Here is a 17,084-nt window from a genome sequence, read left to right on the forward strand (position 1 = left end):
GCGGAGAATAGTCATGGGCTTGCAACTGGGTTTTGCCGCGCTGTTGTTACTGCTGATTGCACTGGCGGGGTCGACCTTCCGCATCCTGCGCGAGTATGAACGCGGCGTGGTGTTCCAGCTCGGACGCTTCTGGCAGGTCAAGGGCCCTGGTCTGATCCTGCTGATTCCGGCGGTTCAACAAATGGTTCGTGTCGACCTGCGGACCGTGGTGCTCGACATACCGCCGCAAGACGTGATCACCCGCGATAACGTCTCGGTCAAGGTCAATGCGGTGCTGTATTTCCGCGTGCTCGATCCGCAAAAGGCGATCATTCAGGTCGAAGACTTTCTCATGGCCACCAGCCAACTGGCCCAGACCACGTTGCGGGCAGTGCTCGGTAAACATGAACTCGATGAATTGCTGGCCGAACGGGAACGGCTGAACGTCGACGTCCAACAAGTGCTCGATGCTCAAACCGATGCCTGGGGCATCAAGGTCGCCACCGTCGAGATCAAGCACGTGGACCTCAACGAATCGATGATTCGCGCCATCGCCAAACAGGCCGAAGCCGAACGGGAACGTCGGGCCAAGGTGATCCACGCCGAAGGTGAGTTGCAGGCTTCGGAAAAACTCATGCAGGCCGCCGAAATGCTCGGCCGCCAGCCAGGTGCCATGCAGCTGCGTTACATGCAGACGCTGAGTTCGATTGCCGGGGACAAGAGTTCGACCATTGTCTTTCCGCTGCCGATCGAATTGCTCAAGGGGATGGCGGATTTGTCGTCCAAGCCTTGATGCACCGATGACTTGTGGCGAGGGAGCTTGCTCCCGCTGGGTCGCGCAGCGGCCCTAAAACCTGCGACTGCTTCGCAGCCGAGCGGGAGCAAGCTCCCTCGCCACAAAAAGCCATTCCAATCACATTTTGCGCATTTTTTCCAAAGCCTTATAAGGCTCTAGCGCCCATTGTTGTATGCGTTCGTTAAGGAGCGTCGAGGCTTCACGTCGCTTGTCGTCGCTGTCCCCCACAAATACTTCCGACGGCTGTTTGGCATGTTGCCCCACCGCCGCAAACACTTGCCTGCGCTGCTCGAGATCCAACGCAAAGAACGCTGCCAACTGCCCCGCCATGGCCTGTGGCAGTTCGCTGTAGTTCACCGCCAGGCCGCCAAACGCCCGGCATTGCGCCAATCCCGATGCCAGCAACCGCCCCAATCGTCGGGCGATGTAATCCTCGCGGCTATCGAAGGGCAATTCGTCATCCAGCCCGCTCGCCCCGATCATTCCCGGCACCATGTGCATGCCCGGACGACGCAGATGCGAAACGGCGATTTCCAGCGGATCGCGGTACACAAACAACCAAGGCGTTTCGGGAAAACACTCGCGCAACACAGGCAATTCAGTGATGTTCCAGGCATCGAGTTTAATGACCAGTCGTTGCTCCGAACCAAGCCGACGCTGGCCATAGGCAGACAACAACCCTTTGATGGCGGCACGGCGCTCGACGGCGGGTAAATCACTGCGCAGCAAGGCATCCAGCGGCGGCGGTTCGCTGATGACGATGTGGTTGTCGAGCTGCGCGAGCATCTGGCTGATCAGTGTCGAGCCGCAGCGCGAGGCGTGAAAGATAAAGGCGCTCGGCGTCAGACCGGGGCTGCAAACCTGCCAGTCGGCGAGGGTCGACAATGCCGTTGTCTGGCGAAATGCCTGATTGAACGGCAACCGCAGCGCGTCTTCCACGGCGTCACGAAAAAACGGTTGATGCAGCCGCGTGTCACCGAACCAGCACCAGTCGACTTGCCATTGCCCGGCCTCTTGCCAGAGCCGAATCGGCAACCAGCCTTCGAGGTTCAGGCACTCCATTGTTCATGCCATTGGCGGCGACCGTCGCGCATCGCTGCGCGCAGTTCTTCGCGGGAGAACGCAAGCCCACGCCCGGCGGCCAACGCCAGCGTGCGGGCGATAAAAGCTTCGTTGTCCTGCAAGCCCTGCAAGGTCTTGCACAACTGCGGATCGCTGGTCACCAGCGCCTTGAACTGCACAAACGCTTGATGACCGATTTGTGGCGACGGCGTGATTGCCAACCCGTCGAGAATCGCTTGCTCCAGCCAGGCACCGGGCCGGCAATCGAGCACCAGATGCACCCGTGCCCGGGTATCGTGATTGTCCACGCGATGAGGCCGCGCCAGGTCGAGAAACCAGCATTCGCCCGCGCTCATCGGCATGCGCTGGCCATCCAGCAGAAAGTCCACCCGAGGCGGGCTGAGCAGCGGGATATGCAGACGCAAGTCCGCATCCGGTTCGCCCAGGTCATAGTCGCGATGCTCGTGGATGCGCCCGCCCGGGCCGAGCCGCAACAGGCGCGCGCAGACGATCTGCAACGGCAGATCCCGAAGCCCTTGCTGCCATCGAACATCCCGCCGCCAGGGCTCACGCAATTGAGACTCACCACGACCGGGCGCCAGTTCAGTCAAGGCATCGGCGGCGGAAATCAGCGCCACGCCACTCCAGTCGCCCGCGTAATAAGCGCTATTGAAGTGGCTGTGCCAGTCGTCTTCGCCAATCGCCGCCAGCGCCTGCAACAGCAACGGCAAATCCACCGTTACCGGCAAGCGGGAGAAGGCCGGCCGACTCATCGTTTCGGCAGCACCGCGCATTCGCCGAGCCAGGTCAGCAAACGGTCGAGACAGGCCTCCACCGACAGCGCGCCCGTGTCGAGCACCAACGACGCACACGGCGGTGGTTCGTAAGGCGCAGAGACACCCGTGAACCCCGCCAACTCACCCCGTCGAGCCCGGGCGTAATGACCTTTCGGATCACGCTGTTCACACACCGTCAAAGAGGCGCTGCACCAGACTTCGCGGTAATCCTCGCCCAGCCGTCGGGCAAACAGTTCGCGCAACTCCACCAAGGGCGCGATCATCGCGAGGATGACAATCTGCCCATTCTCGACCAACAACGCCGCCAGTTCGCTGGCGCGGCGGATGTTTTCCAGGCGATCACTGTCGGTGAACCCCAGATCGCGATTGAGCCCGACCCGCAGTCCATCGCCATCGAGCACCACACTCTGCACGCCATGTTCGAACAGCTCGGCGTGCAGTGCCTGGGCCAATGTCGACTTGCCCGCCGCCGGTAAACCGGTCAGCAGAATCGCCGTGCCGCGATGGCCGTTGCGGGCTTCCCGTTGGGCGCGGCTGATGCTCGCTGTCGGCGCCAGCAGGTCAGCGGGCCGGGGCATGGGTCACCGGCACTGAAATATCGCCCGCCGCCCACGCCTCTTCACGATTGGCCAGTGCCGTGGCGATGGACTGGACTTGCGTCGATTGCACCTCGTCCGGCAGCGGATCGAGACCGGCGCTGGCAAAAATTTGCCCGTACGCGTTGCGCAGGTCAGCGTAGGACAGGTCACGACGCAGATCGGCCTGCAAGGTGTTCAGTTCGCCCTGGATCAGATCCAGCTCGCCCAGCCCGGCCGCCTGATAGCGGTTGCGCAGTTGGCCGACGATTTGCCCATCGATGTTCGACAGTTGCTGGTTGGTCTGGAACTGGCGCAGTGCTTCGCGGTAATTGGCGTTGGCCACGTAAAGCTGGGCCAGCACCGCGATCGACATCGCCTGACGGCGCGCCGCGGCGACTTCTTCACCGGCCTTGGCGACGTCGATCGCAGCGGGGGCGGAAATCACATTGAACAGGTTCCAGGTGACTTTCACCCCGTAATCCGCCCAGCCCTGCTCCACCAGAAACGAGTTGCTGTCGTAATGCCCGCCAGCGGAGAACTCCAGCCCTGGTAACAGGCGCAGCATGGCTTTGCGGGTTTCGGCTGCGCTGATGCGGGTCTGGTAATCCTGCTCGCGCAACTCCGGCCGACTGGTCAAGGCTTCCTGTTCCAGGCTGGCGAGGTCGACCTTGAGTTCCGGAATGACGTAATCGTCCTGGGTCGCCAGCGTCAGCTCGGTATTCAGTGGCAGGTTGATCAGGGTCGCCAACTCGGTTTTTGCCAGCGACAGCGCGCGGCGTTGTTCTTCCAGTTGCCGGGTGGCTTCGATCAGCGAGCGCTGATAAGCCAACGACTGGATCGGATCGCCGATACGCTGTTGGCTCATGCTCTGGCTATTCTCACGGGCGGTGTCGACTCGGGCCATGAGGCTGTCGATTTGCTTGAGCAAACGTTCGGCGGCCACGGCTCGCCAATAGGCCGAGCGCACGTCCTGAACGATGGTGTTGATCACCTTGCGCCGCCGCTCCTGCACGATCAGCCGCTGATCGCCCTGCTGTTTGGCGCTGATGTAGCTGACGCCGAAGTCGAGCACGTTCCAGACCATGGTCAGGTCCGCCACGTCACGGTCGCGGTCCTGGGAGGTCGACGGTTCCAGAGATTGGGTGCCGGTGCGCACGCTCTGGCTGCTGGAGGCGTTGACGTTGTTGCGCCCCACGTAACCGGCATCCAGCGCCATGCGCGGCAGCATGTCGAAACTGGCGAGGTCGAGTTGGCGCTTGGCCAGGGCCTCTTCCATGATCTTGAGCCGGCCTTCGAGGTTGTATTTCACCGCGCGGGCCATGGCCTGGTGCAGGGTCAGCGGGCCGCTGAGGGGCTCCTGACCCTTGTACATGTTTTGCAGATCGCTTTTGGCGCGCTGTTGGCTGACGCTGCGTTCGATCGGTTGGCTGGTGACTGCACATCCGCTGATCGCCAGCGCCAGCAGGCTGGCGCCGAACAACTTATGACTTCTTTTCATCCTTGTATTGCCCCCGGTGCCGCACTGCTTTTAATGGTTTTTTCAGGCCTGCATTTCACTGATGCCGACTTGCTGCAAAGCCGCGGCCAAGCTGTCGACCTGCCGCTGCTCGGTGTCTTTGAGCTGTTGTAATTGCTGGCCAAGACTCGGTGCGCCAAACACGCCGCGCAGCCCTTGGGAAGCATCCCCCGCCCTGATTGACTGATTACCAAAGATGTTCAGCGAATCCCCCTCGCTACTGGCGGCCTGATTGAACAGGCTCGACAGCGTGCTGCTGCCGAAGACCCCGCCATCGCCCCCGCCAAAGCCGAGGAAGCCGTGGCCTGAGCCATCGCCACCGCTGTCGCTGCTGCTGAATACCTGGGCGATAAAGCTTGGCGTCAACGCCCCGTGGTTCATGAAGATGTCACCCAGAGGGCGAATGCCATTGCCGATCACCCGTTGTTCAAACAGCGGGGCAAAGGTCAGCGGCGAGCCGAGATCGCCAGTGGGTGGGGTGAAGATGATCGGTTGCAATGGCACGTTCGGTGGATCGGCCACGACCACCGGTGTCAACACCAAGGGGGGTGGCGTCGGTACGGTGTCGATCACGTAGTTATTGGATACCGCGACGCTGGCGCCCAGGTTGCCCGCCAGGTCGGTCACATTGCTGGTGTCCAGCGCAATGAAGTTGCTCGGGTCGGTAATGTTCGCGGTGGGCGTGAAGGTCCCGGTCCAGGTCTTGCCGCCATCGCTGCTGGCCAGATTGGTCAGATCGCCGTTGGTCACGCTCAGGTCCGACAAGTCGAAGTTGCTGACCGCTTCGCTGAATGTGAAGGTCACCAGCGTCGTCTGGCCAATTCCCAACACCGGATTGGCAACCACGATGCTGACGGTCGGGCGGGTCGCATCGAGCGCATAGTTGTTGGAGATGGCGATGCTGGCGCCGGCATTGCCCGCGGCGTCGAGTACATTGCCGGTGTCGAGCAGGATCAGGTTGGTCGCATCATTGATGCTTGCGGTCGGCGTGAGTGTGGCGGTCCAGGTCACTCCGCCGTCGCTGCTGGCCAGGTTGGACAATACGCCATTGGCCACGCTGAGGTCGGACAGGTCGAAACCGGACACCGCTTCGCTGAAGGTAAAGGTCACCGTGGTGGTCTCGCCGATACCCAGTTTATTGTCCGCGACCACAATGGTCGCGGTCGGACGCACGGTGTCGATGGCGTAGTTGTTGGAGTCGGTCACGCCGACGCCGCTGTTGCCCGACACGTTGGTCACACCGCTGTTGTCCAGGCGGATCAGGTTAGTGGTGTCCGTGACGCTGGCGGTGGGCGTGAAAGTCGCCGTCCAGGTCACGCCGCCATCGCTGGACGAAACGCTGCTGAGGGTACCGTTGGCAACCGTCAGGTCAGCATTGGTGAAACCGCTCACCGCTTCGCTGAAGGTAATGGTCACCAGCGATGTTTCACCGGCCTTGAGGGCGTTGTCGGCGACTACGATGGTGGCGGTCGGCACCTGGGTTTCGACCACATAGTTGGCCGAGTTGGTGGTACCCGCTCCGGTATTGCCGGCCACGTCCGACACCCCGCTGTTATCCAGGGTAATGATGTTGCTGGCGTCGGTAATCCCGGCAGTCGGGGTGAAGGTCGCGGTCCAGGTGAGGCCACCGTCGCTGCTGCTCACCGCGCTCAAGGTACCGTTGGCGACGCTCAAGTCACTGTTGTCGAAACCCGTCACCGCTTCGCTGAAGGTGATGGTCACCAGGGCGGTTTCCCCCGGTTTCAAGGTCGAATCACTCAACACGATGGTTGCCGTCGGACGCTGGCTGTCGATGGCGTAGTTGTTGGAATCAGTGGTGCCGCTGCCGGCGTTGCCCGCCAGGTCGCTGATCCCGGTGTTGTCCAGGGTGATCAGGTTGGTGGTGTCGTTGATGCTCGCCGAAGGCGTGAAGGTTGCGGTCCAGGTGATGCCGCCGTCGCTGCTGCTCACCGCCGTGAGCGTACCGTTGGCGATGCTCAGGTCCGCATTGGTGAAACCGCTCACCGCTTCGCTGAAGGTGATGGTCACCAGCGAGGTTTCGCCGATTTTCAGCGCCGTGTCTGCGACCACGATGGTAGCCGTCGGGCGCACGGTGTCGATGGCGTAGTTGTTGGAATCGGTGGTGCCGCTGCCCACGTTACCGGAGGCGGCCGCCTGCACGCCGGTGTTGTCCAGGGTGATCAGGTTGGTCGCGTCGGTGATGCTGGCGGTCGGGGTGAACGTGGCCGTCCAGGTGATGCCGCCATCGCTGCTGCTCACTGCCGTGAGCGTACCGTTGGCGATGGTCAGGTCGGCATTGGTGAAACCGGTCACCGCTTCACTGAAGGTAATGGTCACCAGCGACGTTTCACCGATTTTCAGCGCGTTGTCGGCCACCACGATGGAGGCCGTTGGCAGCACCGTATCGATGGTGTAGTTGCCTGAGTTGGTGGTGCCACTGCCGGTGTTGCCGGCCACATCGGTCACACCGGTATTGTTCAGGGTGATGACGTTGCTCGTGTCATTCACGCCGGCGGTTGGGGTGAAGGTCGCGGTCCAGGTGATGCCGCCATCGCTGCTGCTCACTGCCGTGAGCGTACCGTTGGCGATGGTCAGGTCAGCATTGGTGAAACCGGTCACCGCCTCGGAGAAGGTGATCGTCACCAACGATGTTTCTCCGGCACTCAGGGCGGCGTCCGCCAGGACGATGGTGGCCGTCGGGCGTTGGCTGTCGACGGCGTAATTGTTGGAGTCGGTGGTGCCGCTTCCAGTATTGCCGGCCCCATCGGTCACCCCGGTGTTGTCCAGGGTAATCAGATTGGTCGCATCGGTGATGCTCGCCGCCGGCGTCAGGGTGGCGGTATAGGTGATGTTATCGCTGGTGCTCAGACTGCTCAGGGTACCGTTGCTCACCGTCAGGTCGGCGAGGCTGAAGCCGGTCACCGCCTCGGAGAAGGTGATGGTCACCACTGATGTCTGACCCACCGCCAGCGCCGAGTCCGCGACCACGATGGTGGCCGTCGGGCGCACGGTGTCGATGGCGTAGTTGTTGGAGTCGGTGGTGCCGCTACCGGCGTTGCCCGAGGCGTTGGTCACACCGCTGTTATCCAGGGTGATGACGTTGCTGGTGTCGGTGATGGTGCTGGTCGGGGTGAACGTGGCCGTCCAGGTGATGCCGCCGTCGCTGCTGCCGACGGAGGTCAAGGTACCGTTGGCGATGGTCAGGTCGGCATTGGTGAAACCGCTTACCGCTTCGCTGAAGGTAATGGTCACCAGCGACGTTTCACCGATTTTCAGCGCATTGTCGGCCACCACGATAGTCGCCGTCGGCAGCACCGTATCGATGGTGTAGTTGCCGGAGTTGGTGGTGCCGCTGCCGGTGTTTCCGGCCACATCGGTGACACCGGTATTGTTCAGGGTGATGACGTTGCTCGAGTCATTCACGCCGACGGTCGGGGTGAAGGTCGCGGTCCAGGTGATGCCGCCGTCACTGCTGCTCACCGCCGTGAGCGTACCGTTGGCGATGCTCAGGTCGGCGTTGGTGAAACCACTGACCGCTTCGCTGAAGGTAATGGTCACCAGCGAGGTTTCTCCGGCACTCAAGGTGGCGTCTGCCAGGACGATGGTCGCGGTGGGACGGACCGTATCGATGGCGTAGTTATTGGAGTCGGTGGTGCCGCTGCCAGCGTTGCCCGCCAGGTCGCTGATCCCGGTGTTGTCCAGGGTGATCAGGTTGGTGGTGTCGTTGATGCTGGCGCTCGGGGTGAAGGTCGCCGTCCAGGTGATGCCGCCGTCGCTGCTGCTCACCGCGCTCAACGTGCCGTTGGCGATGGTCAGGTCGGCGTTGGTGAAACCGCTCACCGCTTCGCTGAAGGTGATGGTCACCAGCGAGGTTTCGCCGATTTTCAGCGCCGTGTCCGCGACCACGATGGTGGCCGTCGGGCGCACGGTGTCGATGGCATAGTTGTTGGAGTCGGTCGTGCCAGTGCCCACGTTACCGCTGGCGACAGCCTGCACGCCGGTGTTGTCCAGGGTGATCAGGTTGGTCGCGTCGGTGATGCTGGCAGTCGGGGTGAACGTCGCCGTCCAGGTAATGCCGCCGTCACTGCTGCTCACCGCGGTGAGCGTACCGTTGGCAATCGTCAGGTCAGCGTTGGTGAAGCCGGTTACGGCCTGATCGAAGGTGATGGTCACCAGTGACGTTTCGCCGATTTTCAGTGCGTTGTCGGCTACCACAATGGTCGCGGTCGGCGGGGCGGTGTCGATCACGTAGTTGTTCGAGTTGGTGGTGCCGCTGCCGGTGTTGCCCGCCAGATCACTGACCCCGGTGTTGTTCAGGGTGATGACGTTGCTCGAGTCATTCACGCCGACGGTCGGGGTGAAGGTCGCAGTCCAGGTGATGCCGCCATCGCTGCTGCTCACCGCGCTCAGCGTGCCGTTGGCAATCGTCAGGTCGGCGTTGGTGAAACCGCTCACCGCTTCGCTGAAGGTAATGGTCACCAGCGAGGTTTCGCCCGCGGTGAGCGTCGTATCGGCCAGCACAATGGTGGCCGTCGGGCGTACGGTGTCGATGGCGTAGTTGTTGGAGTCGGTGGTGCCGCTACCGGCGTTGCCCGCAAGATCGCTGACCCCGGTGTTGTCCAGGGTGATCAGGTTGGTGGTGTCGTTGATGCTCGCCGAAGGCGTGAAGGTTGCGGTCCAGGTGATGCCGCCGTCGCTGCTGCTCACCGCCGTGAGTGTCCCGTTGGCGATGGTCAGGTCCGCATTGGTGAAACCGCTCACCGCTTCGCTGAACGTAATGGTCACCAGCGAGGTTTCGCCGATTTTCAGCGCCGTGTCCGCGACCACGATGGTGGCTGTCGGGCGCACGGTGTCGATCGCATAGTTGTTGGAATCGGTCGTGCCGCTACCGGCATTGCCGACAGCATCGATGACCCCGGTGTTGTCCAGGGTGATCAGGTTGGTCGTGTCGGTGATGCTGGCGGTGGGGGTAAAGGTCGCCGTCCAGGTGATGCCGCCGTCACTGCTGCTCACCGCGGTGAGCGTACCGTTGGCGATGGTCAGATCGGCGTTGGTGAACCCGGTCACCGCTTCGCTGAAGGTGATCGTCACCAGTGAGGTTTCGCCGATTTTCAGTGCGTTGTCGGCTACCACGATGGTCGCGGTCGGACGGAGTGTATCAATGGCATAGTTGTTCGAATCGGTGGTGCCGCTACCGGCGTTGCCCGCGAGATCGCTGACCCCGGTGTTGTTCAGGGTGATCAGGTTGGTCGTGTCGTTGGTACTCGCGGAGGGTGTGAAGGTGGCGGTCCAGGTGATGCCGCCGTCACTGCTGCTCACCGCGCTCAACGTACCATTGGCAATGGTCAGGTCGGCGTTGGTGAAACCGCTGACCGCCTCGCTGAAGGTAATGGTCACCAGCGAAGTTTCACCCGCTGTCAGTGTCGTATCGGCCAGCACAATCGTGGCGGTCGGGCGCACCGTGTCGATGGCGTAGTTGTTGGAATCAGTGGTGCCGCTGCCGGCGTTGCCCGCCAGGTCACTGACCCCGGTGTTGTCCAGGGTGATCAGGTTGGTGGTGTCGGTGATGCTCGCGCTTGGCGTGAAGGTCCCCGTCCAGGTGATGCCGCCATCGCCGCTGCTCACCGAGGTCAAGGTGCCGTTGGCAATCGTCAGGTCGGCGTTGGTGAGGCCGGTGACCGCTTCGTTGAAGGTGATGGTCACCAGCGAGGTTTCGCCGACTTTCAGCGCATTGTCCGCCACCACGATGGTCGCGGTCGGGCGTACGGTGTCGACCGTATAGTTATTGGAGTTGGTGGTGCCGACGCCGGCGGTGCCCAGAATGTTGATCACCCCGGTGTTGTCCAGGGTGATGACGTTGGACGTATCGGAAATACTGGCGGATGGGGTAAAGGTTGCCGTCCAGGTGATGCCACCATCGCCGCTGGTTACCGCAGTCAAGGTGCCATTGGCGATGGTCAGATCCGCATTGGTGAAACCGGTCACCACCTCGGAGAAGGTAATGGTCACCAAGGACGTTTCGCCGATGCTCAGTGTGTTATCAGCGACCACAATGGTCGCGGTCGGCGGTGGCGAATACGCGGTGTTGAGTACGCCACCGTCGTTGTAGATAGTCGAGAAAGAGGTCGGCGAGGTGCCGGTTGAACCTCCGCCCTGCGCGGTACCGCCTGCACCACTGGCCGCGGCATTACCGGCCAGGGCGGCGAAGTTGGCAGCCGTGATCAGTAGCGTGCCTTTGTTCCAGATCGCACCGACGCCCCGGCCGCCAATGCCGCCATTACTGGCATTGCTGCCTTGGCCACCACCACCGCCACCGCCGCCACCGGCGCCGATGTTGTTGCTGATGGTCGACGTGCCGATGACGGTTATGGTGCCGCTGCTGGCGTTGTAGATCCCGCCCACTGCGTTGCCGCCGGCGCCACCCACCTTGTCCCAACCGGCCCCGCCGCCACCACCGCCAATGGAAATCGTGCCATTGGTGGCCGTCGCACCGTTACCGCCGTTGCTGTAATAGGAAACGCCTATGCCGCCAGCCCCGCCAGTGGTGGTACCGCCGCGACCGCCCATGTGGGTGGCGTCATAACCGCCGCCGTAACCACCGACACCGCCGCCGCCCGCCTGGCCGCCCAATGTGCCGGTGCCCGGCCCTGCCGAACCGCCGTGCCCACCGCCCTGGCCGCCCAAGCCGCCGCCACCGCCGCCGCCACCGCCGTAAAAAGTGCCGGTGACACCGCCGCCGCCACCACCACCGGAAGCGGCGTTGGAGGTCACGCTGACGTTGTTCAGGGTCAGAATCCCTGCGTTGAAAATCCCCCCGGCCATCGAGCCCGTGGCACCGTAGCCACCGTTGCCGCCCGTGCCCGACACCAGGCCACGGGTGATCACCAGGCCATCGAGCGTCACGATGCTGCCAGACGACACTTCAATCACTCGGGTCCTGTACTGACCGTCAAGAATCACGTCAGCCGCGCCGTCGTTGTTCAAGTCGCCATCAACGGTGATGTTCTTGTTGATCAACAGTTCGGAGGTCAACTGCACCGTCATGCTGCTGCTGAAGGTGACGATATCGCCGTTCTGCGCCGAGGCGATGGCGGCACGCAACGAGCCGACGCCCGTGTTGGCGTTGTTGGTGGCGGTCCAAGTAGCCAGCCCCCATTGATAGTCGCTCATGGCCGTGGTCGAGAGGACATTGGCGCTTTCAATGTTGCCGGTGGCAATTTCCAGATTCCAGTCGCCACTGACCCCGGTGCGGTTGCTGGAAGCGGCGATATCACGGCCGGTCAGTTGCGCCAGCGAGTCGACGAAACTCAAGCCGCGCTCGCCTTCGGCGGTGTAGCAGCCGTAGATCAAAATGTCGCCGCCGACGTTCATGTCTTTGCCGATTTCTGCCAACACGGCGCTGCGGGCCGCGACGTTATCGGCCGACAGATAACTATTACCCAACCACAGATCGCCTGCGTTGCCGTGGGCGATGATCTGCACCGAACTGATGCCCTGATGGGTATCGAGGTAGTCGGCAATCTGTTGCAAGCCGTCCTTGCTCGCGTCCAGCTGGACCACCTGAGTGCCGGGCGCGACGCCTTTAAGCAGGCTGTCGGCGTCCTTGACCCGCGAATCGACGAACACCACGCTTTGCCCCGGCACCGTGACAGGTGTCGGGGTTGGCGTGGCATCGGCCTGGCCGTGGGTGTCCTTGCTGGCAACCGGCTGATCGGCAGTCGGTGCCTTGACCGCGTCGGCAGTGGTATGGCTGTCAGCCTGGGCAGTATCGGCCACCGTGGCGGCCACCGCGCCGTCGAACAGCATGCGCGGCTCCAGGGACATGATCATTGGCGAGGCCAGCGCTCGTGCGCCTTCTGTAACCCGCGACTTGCCTTTGCTCCACCACATGCTGCTCACCCGGACTCGAACTTTCTGAGGTATCAATGAAAACGCCGCGATCAACTGATCGCGGCGTCGGCTTTCATACGAATGACATTGGCGGCGCTGGCGGAGCCATCGAGCCAAAAGGACAACTCGGCGTATTGCTTGAACAAGTCCGGCGGCAGGATCGTGCGCCTGGACTGCAATTGAACCTTGGCCTTCACCTTGTGCAGCCCCGAGAGGCCCAGGGCCTGGTCGAACTCCGGTGCGTCGTAGGCCAAATGATCGAAATCATGTTCGAACCAGGGCTCACCAATGAATTCGTAAACCAGCCGCATCACTCGTTCCGGGGCCTGGCTCAGCAGGTCGTAATCGATGATCAGCAACGAATCGGCGTGTTCGCCGTAATAGGCTTCCTTGAGGGCGGCCCAGGCAAAACCCACCAGCCGATTGCGCTGAGCCAGGGTTTCGCAGCGGCTATAAACCGTATTGCGTTCGACCGCATCGCCGAACAGCCTGGTGTTTTCGAAGGGATTGGCGCGATACAAGCGCTCAAGGCTGTCCATGACCCAGGCGACATTGCGCACGCAGGCGATGGTCTTGGCTTGAGGGAACAGATCGCTGATCGCCGGCAGGCGCGAACTCCACAGGCGGTTCGTGTCGAACACCACCGGTTTGTCGGCCTTGTCGGCGTAGAAGGAATCGAACAGACCACGTAACAGGCGGCGGCGCAGGTCAGTGTCGATTACCGCACCGAATTCGCTGCCAGCGCTGCATTGTTCCAGAACACCGGAAAAGAGCGCACCCACGGGACTGGTCATGCCGGCATGGAAGCGCGGATTCTGCAAAAGAATCGCAGAAAGCAGGGTCGAGCCTGAGCGCGGCAAGCCGGAAATAAAGTGAAAGTGCTGCATCCATTCACCCGTCATAAGTCCTTTTGTATGACGAGCGTAGACCAGGAATTGCCTTACAGCTAGTGGTGTTTTGATATCAAATCGGAGCTAAATCGACTGGAAAACACGCCTGATATAACGACCTGAAAGTTGAATCGTTTAAGCCGCGAACGACGGATTTACTTCAGCACATGCAAGCGTGCCTCAGCGCCTCCCCCCCGGGCTTCGTCGACGCGTTGCCAGCCCGCGGGCAACGGCGCGAACTCGTCCGGCCCCTCAATGGAACCGACCAGCCATACTCGACCTGTGCCTCTGGGCAAGGCGCCGAGGCTATCCAGGTAAATGTCATTGGTCACCAGCGTGCCGAAACCATAGGCATTCGGCCGGCTCGACCTGCCATCGGCCAACGGTGGCGTATAGAGCATCGGTTTGGCGTCGGTCTGGTTGTAATAAACGTAACTCAGGTACCAGAGCATGTCGCTGGTGACAATTCGGTCGCCGGGCATGAAGTGCTGGTTCACGTAGTGGACCATGACGCTGATCTGATCGTCGGTATCCACCGTGGCATTGTTCTTCAGGCCCACCAGCTCAACACCGACAAATAGCATCAGCACGGCCAGCGCCAAGACCTTGAAGTCTGCATACAAGCGATCGATGGCCAGCGCGACAAACATCGGCAGGCCCAGAGCATAAGCGGTCAGGTAACGCTCGATGAACACCGGCGAGATGAACGACACCAAAAACACCAGCAACAACGGGAGAGCGATGTAGATCACCGCCAGCGCACTGCCACGGAAAACACTGCGGTCCCGCGCCAGCGCCACACCCGCCAGGGCCAGCAATGCCAGCGGCAGCGCGATAAAAACCAGCGTAGGCAGGTTCTCGCCATCGTCCTGGATCAGGAGCGACCAGATCATCGAAGGTAATGAGCCAAGCGTGACGGGTGTCTCCCATCCCACATCACCATTGGCCTTGAGCTGATCCATATGCTGGATCAGATCGATCAGGTTAGGCACCCACGGCAAATACAACACCACGATGGCCACATTGGCCAGCCACCAGCCGGGACGCTGAATGTGCCGCAATCGATACCCTGGCTGCACGCGGATCAGGCCCAGATACAGCCAGTGACACAGCACGCACAGCGCCGTGAAGTAATGGGTGTAGAACGCCGCACTCATCAGCAGCGTGTAGATCACCAGATAGCGCGTGCGTTGCGGCTGTCTGATCCAACACATCAAGGCGATCGTGGCGCCGATCAGCCACAGGCCCAACAGCGAATACATGCGTACTTCCTGGCTGTAACGCACCGCCGTGGGTAATAGCGCCAGCAGAACACCGGCCAATAGTGCGGCACGGCGGGTAGCGAGCAGGTCCACCAGCCAGACGCCGAGCCCCACCGTGACAATCCCCGGTAGTGCACTCAGGCAGCGGATCGAAAAAATGCCATCGCCGAACAGCTCAATCCAGCCGTGCAACAGCATGAAATACAGCGGGGGATGCACATCACGGGCCGCGTGTTGCCAGATTCCGGCCAGCGAATACTGGCTCAGCAACAGGCTGGAACCTTCGTCGCCCCAGATCGCCGCCGCCGTCAGGTCGTAAAAACGCGCCAGCGCGGCCAATGCCAGGATCGGCAATAGCCAGTGCTCCCGCGCCCATCGAAGCAAGCGGCGGACAGCCGCCCACGAGCCCGGCGCTGCGTGCGGATCCTGGGTGTCGCCCAGTGGTGTTTCTCTACGCGCCTCCATTGCCTCCCCTTGTGCCCAGTGAAAACCGAAGCTTCAGGAGCACTGTAGGACAGGCACGGGGCCGTCGTCGATGCTGGCTTTGCGACGAACGACGTCCGGCAACTACTCCGATCAGCGTCTACGCTTTGCCGTGGCGTGACCCAGCCACGGAGATGAATGGAGTCGGCTGATCAGCGCGAACTGCCCGGATAACCGGGCCTGCAACGTGACGCATCAGACACTAACCTGAGGGATGAGGAACTATGGAAGTATTCATGGGCACTATCCAACCTTTCGCCTTTAACTTCGCCCCCAACGGCTGGGCCCTGTGCTACGGCCAGACGCTGGGGATCTCACAATACCAAGCGCTTTTCTCACTGCTGGGAACCTACTATGGAGGCAATGGCACCACCAACTTCATGCTGCCCAACCTGCAGGGCCGCCTGCCGATGGCCCAAGGCAACGGCCTGGGCCTGACCCCGCGTGTCATCGGCGAAGTCTCCGGCACCGAGAACGTCACCGCGACCATCAATAACCTGCCCAACCACACACATGCCTTATCCGGACTCACGGCCACCACCACCCTGCAACTGGCAAGCCCGGCGAGCAACCCGGTCACCAACCCGACCGCGACCAACTCGTTCATCGGTGCCTCGGGCGGCGGCCCCGGTTCAGCGAGTATTTACTCCGATCAGCAAGGCGCCGCGGCCGTACCGCTCAAGGGCGTGGCTACTACGGTGGCGGGGGAAATCTCGTCCGTCGGTAACGGTTTGCCGATGGAGGTGATGAATCCGTTCCTGGTGCTTAACTTCAGCGTCGCCCTGAACGGGCTGTTCCCTTCGCGCAACTGAGGGTCCTGGCCGGGGGTGTAAATCCCCCAGCCACCTTTGCTTTATGGAGTGATGCCATGCTGCAACAGGTTCAAAGCCAACACTTTCAGGCACTGCTGGGCAAGACCGGAACGCTGCGGCTGCCCGATGGCAGTGAATTGCTGATCCATATCGACAGCCTTAAAGAAACACCGCACTCACAGATGCCCAATAGCGAGCGCATGCCGTTCAGCGTCGAGCTCAACAGCCTGCAACCCACCGACTTTGTCGATGGGTTGTGTGCACTGGAGTTGCCGGAGTTGGGCCAGGTAGAAGATATTTTTGTTTCGCGAGTGCCGACCATGGGGCGGGATCCACAACTGGGGTATTTCTACATCGCGTTCAACTGAACAATGTGGGAGCGGGTTTGTGGCGAGGGGGCTTGCCCCCGTTCGAGTGCGCAGCGCTCGCAGATCATGGGGCCGCTGCGCGACCCAACGGGGGCAAGCCCCCTCGCCACAGAAGCCCGCTCCCACAGTTGATCGGCGGTGGGTTCAACCCTTCGGGTACCACACCAACCGCTCCGCCGCCGGGTTGCGCTCTTCAACCTGAAACCCCAGCGCCAGGTAATGCCGGCGCGCATGGGGGTTGTTGGTCCAGACCACCGTCGCCACCGGGCAGCGGATTTGTTGCGCGGCTTTCTGTACGCCTTGCAGCACCTTCCGACCGTAACCCTGGCCTCGGGCCTGGGGGATAAACGCCAGGTACAGCACACGAATTTCATTGGGGCCAAAGTCGGTGGTCAGTGCGCCGATGGCCGTGTCGAGTTTCTCGATCACGTAATGCATAGCGTTGGGGAAGTTCTCTCCCAGCCCTTGATCCTGCACCTTGAATTGCTGGGCAACTACGTGCGCAACCTCCTCCTGCTCACCGTCGATCCATTGCAGGTCCGGTCGCGCCGCTTGGTAAAGGCTGTGCAGAAACGGTCCGTCGCTGGGTCGCGAAAGCCTGACCACCAGGCCGTCCGCTGCCACTGAATTGCTGTTCGCCATCGCTGTTCT

11 protein-coding genes are annotated in these 17,084 nt (G+C 61.8%); 3 read left to right on the forward strand and 8 right to left on the reverse strand.

Annotation, left to right across the window (positions count from 1 at the left end):
* Positions 1 to 13 precede the first annotated feature (13 nt).
* On the forward strand, positions 14 to 772 hold the full coding sequence (locus ACZ9BB_RS23115) for a slipin family protein (RefSeq protein ID WP_476216521.1): 759 nt from the start codon (positions 14 to 16) through the stop codon (positions 770 to 772).
* Positions 773 to 892: 120 nt separating this feature from the next.
* Here ACZ9BB_RS23115 and ACZ9BB_RS23120 read toward each other — a convergent pair whose 3' ends face one another.
* The 7 genes from ACZ9BB_RS23120 to ACZ9BB_RS23150 all read right to left on the reverse strand — a co-directional run bounded on the left by ACZ9BB_RS23120 (position 893) and on the right by ACZ9BB_RS23150 (position 15,235).
* Positions 893 to 1,837, reverse strand: a complete 945-nt coding sequence (locus tag ACZ9BB_RS23120) for a sulfotransferase family protein (protein WP_476216523.1) — start codon at positions 1,835 to 1,837, stop codon at positions 893 to 895.
* Positions 1,825 to 2,610: an aspartyl/asparaginyl beta-hydroxylase domain-containing protein gene (locus ACZ9BB_RS23125; protein ID WP_476218396.1), complete on the reverse strand. Its 786-nt coding sequence runs from the start codon at positions 2,608 to 2,610 to the stop codon at positions 1,825 to 1,827. The genes ACZ9BB_RS23120 and ACZ9BB_RS23125 overlap by 13 nt, the downstream gene beginning before the upstream one ends.
* Positions 2,607 to 3,212 (reverse strand): adenylyl-sulfate kinase, encoded by a 606-nt coding sequence (gene cysC / locus ACZ9BB_RS23130; protein ID WP_476216525.1) that lies wholly within the window; start codon positions 3,210 to 3,212, stop codon positions 2,607 to 2,609. Before cysC ends, ACZ9BB_RS23125 begins: the two co-directional genes overlap by 4 nt.
* The gene (locus tag ACZ9BB_RS23135) at positions 3,196 to 4,710 is read right to left on the reverse strand and encodes a TolC family protein (protein ID WP_476216527.1); all 1,515 of its coding nucleotides are present in this window, start codon (positions 4,708 to 4,710) and stop codon (positions 3,196 to 3,198) included. Before ACZ9BB_RS23135 ends, cysC begins: the two co-directional genes overlap by 17 nt.
* A gap of 42 nt (positions 4,711 to 4,752) precedes the next feature.
* Entirely contained in the window at positions 4,753 to 12,618 is a 7,866-nt protein-coding gene (locus ACZ9BB_RS23140; RefSeq protein WP_476216529.1) for an Ig-like domain-containing protein, read from the reverse strand.
* 50 nt (positions 12,619 to 12,668) lie between these two features.
* Entirely contained in the window at positions 12,669 to 13,505 is an 837-nt protein-coding gene (locus ACZ9BB_RS23145) for a sulfotransferase family protein (protein ID WP_476218398.1), read from the reverse strand.
* Between the two features lie 158 nt (positions 13,506 to 13,663).
* The gene (locus ACZ9BB_RS23150; RefSeq protein ID WP_476216531.1) at positions 13,664 to 15,235 is read right to left on the reverse strand and encodes a glycosyltransferase family 39 protein; all 1,572 of its coding nucleotides are present in this window, start codon (positions 15,233 to 15,235) and stop codon (positions 13,664 to 13,666) included.
* A 242-nt stretch (positions 15,236 to 15,477) separates the two neighbouring features.
* Between ACZ9BB_RS23150 and ACZ9BB_RS23155 the strand changes: the two genes are divergently transcribed.
* Positions 15,478 to 16,065 carry a phage tail protein gene (locus ACZ9BB_RS23155; protein WP_476216532.1) on the forward strand — a complete coding sequence of 196 codons (588 nt, stop codon included), beginning with the start codon at positions 15,478 to 15,480 and terminating at the stop codon, positions 16,063 to 16,065.
* 56 nt (positions 16,066 to 16,121) lie between these two features.
* On the forward strand, positions 16,122 to 16,433 hold the full coding sequence (locus ACZ9BB_RS23160) for a DUF6916 family protein (protein ID WP_476216534.1): 312 nt from the start codon (positions 16,122 to 16,124) through the stop codon (positions 16,431 to 16,433).
* 144 nt (positions 16,434 to 16,577) lie between these two features.
* Here the strand turns inward: ACZ9BB_RS23160 and ACZ9BB_RS23165 are convergent, their stop codons facing one another.
* The gene (locus ACZ9BB_RS23165; protein WP_476216536.1) at positions 16,578 to 17,075 is read right to left on the reverse strand and encodes a GNAT family N-acetyltransferase; all 498 of its coding nucleotides are present in this window, start codon (positions 17,073 to 17,075) and stop codon (positions 16,578 to 16,580) included.
* Between the last annotated feature and the right edge of the window lie 9 nt (positions 17,076 to 17,084).

This window comes from Pseudomonas sp. TE3552, assembly GCF_056278945.1.

Bases quoted from the DNA above. Each gene is read 5' to 3' on its own strand.
- ACZ9BB_RS23115 (WP_476216521.1), top strand. From the start codon at position 14: ATGGGCTTGCAACTGGGTTTTGCCGCGCTGTTGTTACTGCTGATTGCA.
- ACZ9BB_RS23120 (WP_476216523.1), bottom strand. From the start codon at position 1,837: ATGGAGTGCCTGAACCTCGAAGGCTGGTTGCCGATTCGGCTCTGGCAA.
- ACZ9BB_RS23125 (WP_476218396.1), bottom strand. From the start codon at position 2,610: ATGAGTCGGCCGGCCTTCTCCCGCTTGCCGGTAACGGTGGATTTGCCG.
- cysC (WP_476216525.1), bottom strand. From the start codon at position 3,212: ATGCCCCGGCCCGCTGACCTGCTGGCGCCGACAGCGAGCATCAGCCGC.
- ACZ9BB_RS23135 (WP_476216527.1), bottom strand. From the start codon at position 4,710: ATGAAAAGAAGTCATAAGTTGTTCGGCGCCAGCCTGCTGGCGCTGGCG.
- ACZ9BB_RS23140 (WP_476216529.1), bottom strand. From the start codon at position 12,618: ATGTGGTGGAGCAAAGGCAAGTCGCGGGTTACAGAAGGCGCACGAGCG.
- ACZ9BB_RS23145 (WP_476218398.1), bottom strand. From the start codon at position 13,505: ATGCAGCACTTTCACTTTATTTCCGGCTTGCCGCGCTCAGGCTCGACC.
- ACZ9BB_RS23150 (WP_476216531.1), bottom strand. From the start codon at position 15,235: ATGGAGGCGCGTAGAGAAACACCACTGGGCGACACCCAGGATCCGCAC.
- ACZ9BB_RS23155 (WP_476216532.1), top strand. From the start codon at position 15,478: ATGGAAGTATTCATGGGCACTATCCAACCTTTCGCCTTTAACTTCGCC.
- ACZ9BB_RS23160 (WP_476216534.1), top strand. From the start codon at position 16,122: ATGCTGCAACAGGTTCAAAGCCAACACTTTCAGGCACTGCTGGGCAAG.
- ACZ9BB_RS23165 (WP_476216536.1), bottom strand. From the start codon at position 17,075: ATGGCGAACAGCAATTCAGTGGCAGCGGACGGCCTGGTGGTCAGGCTT.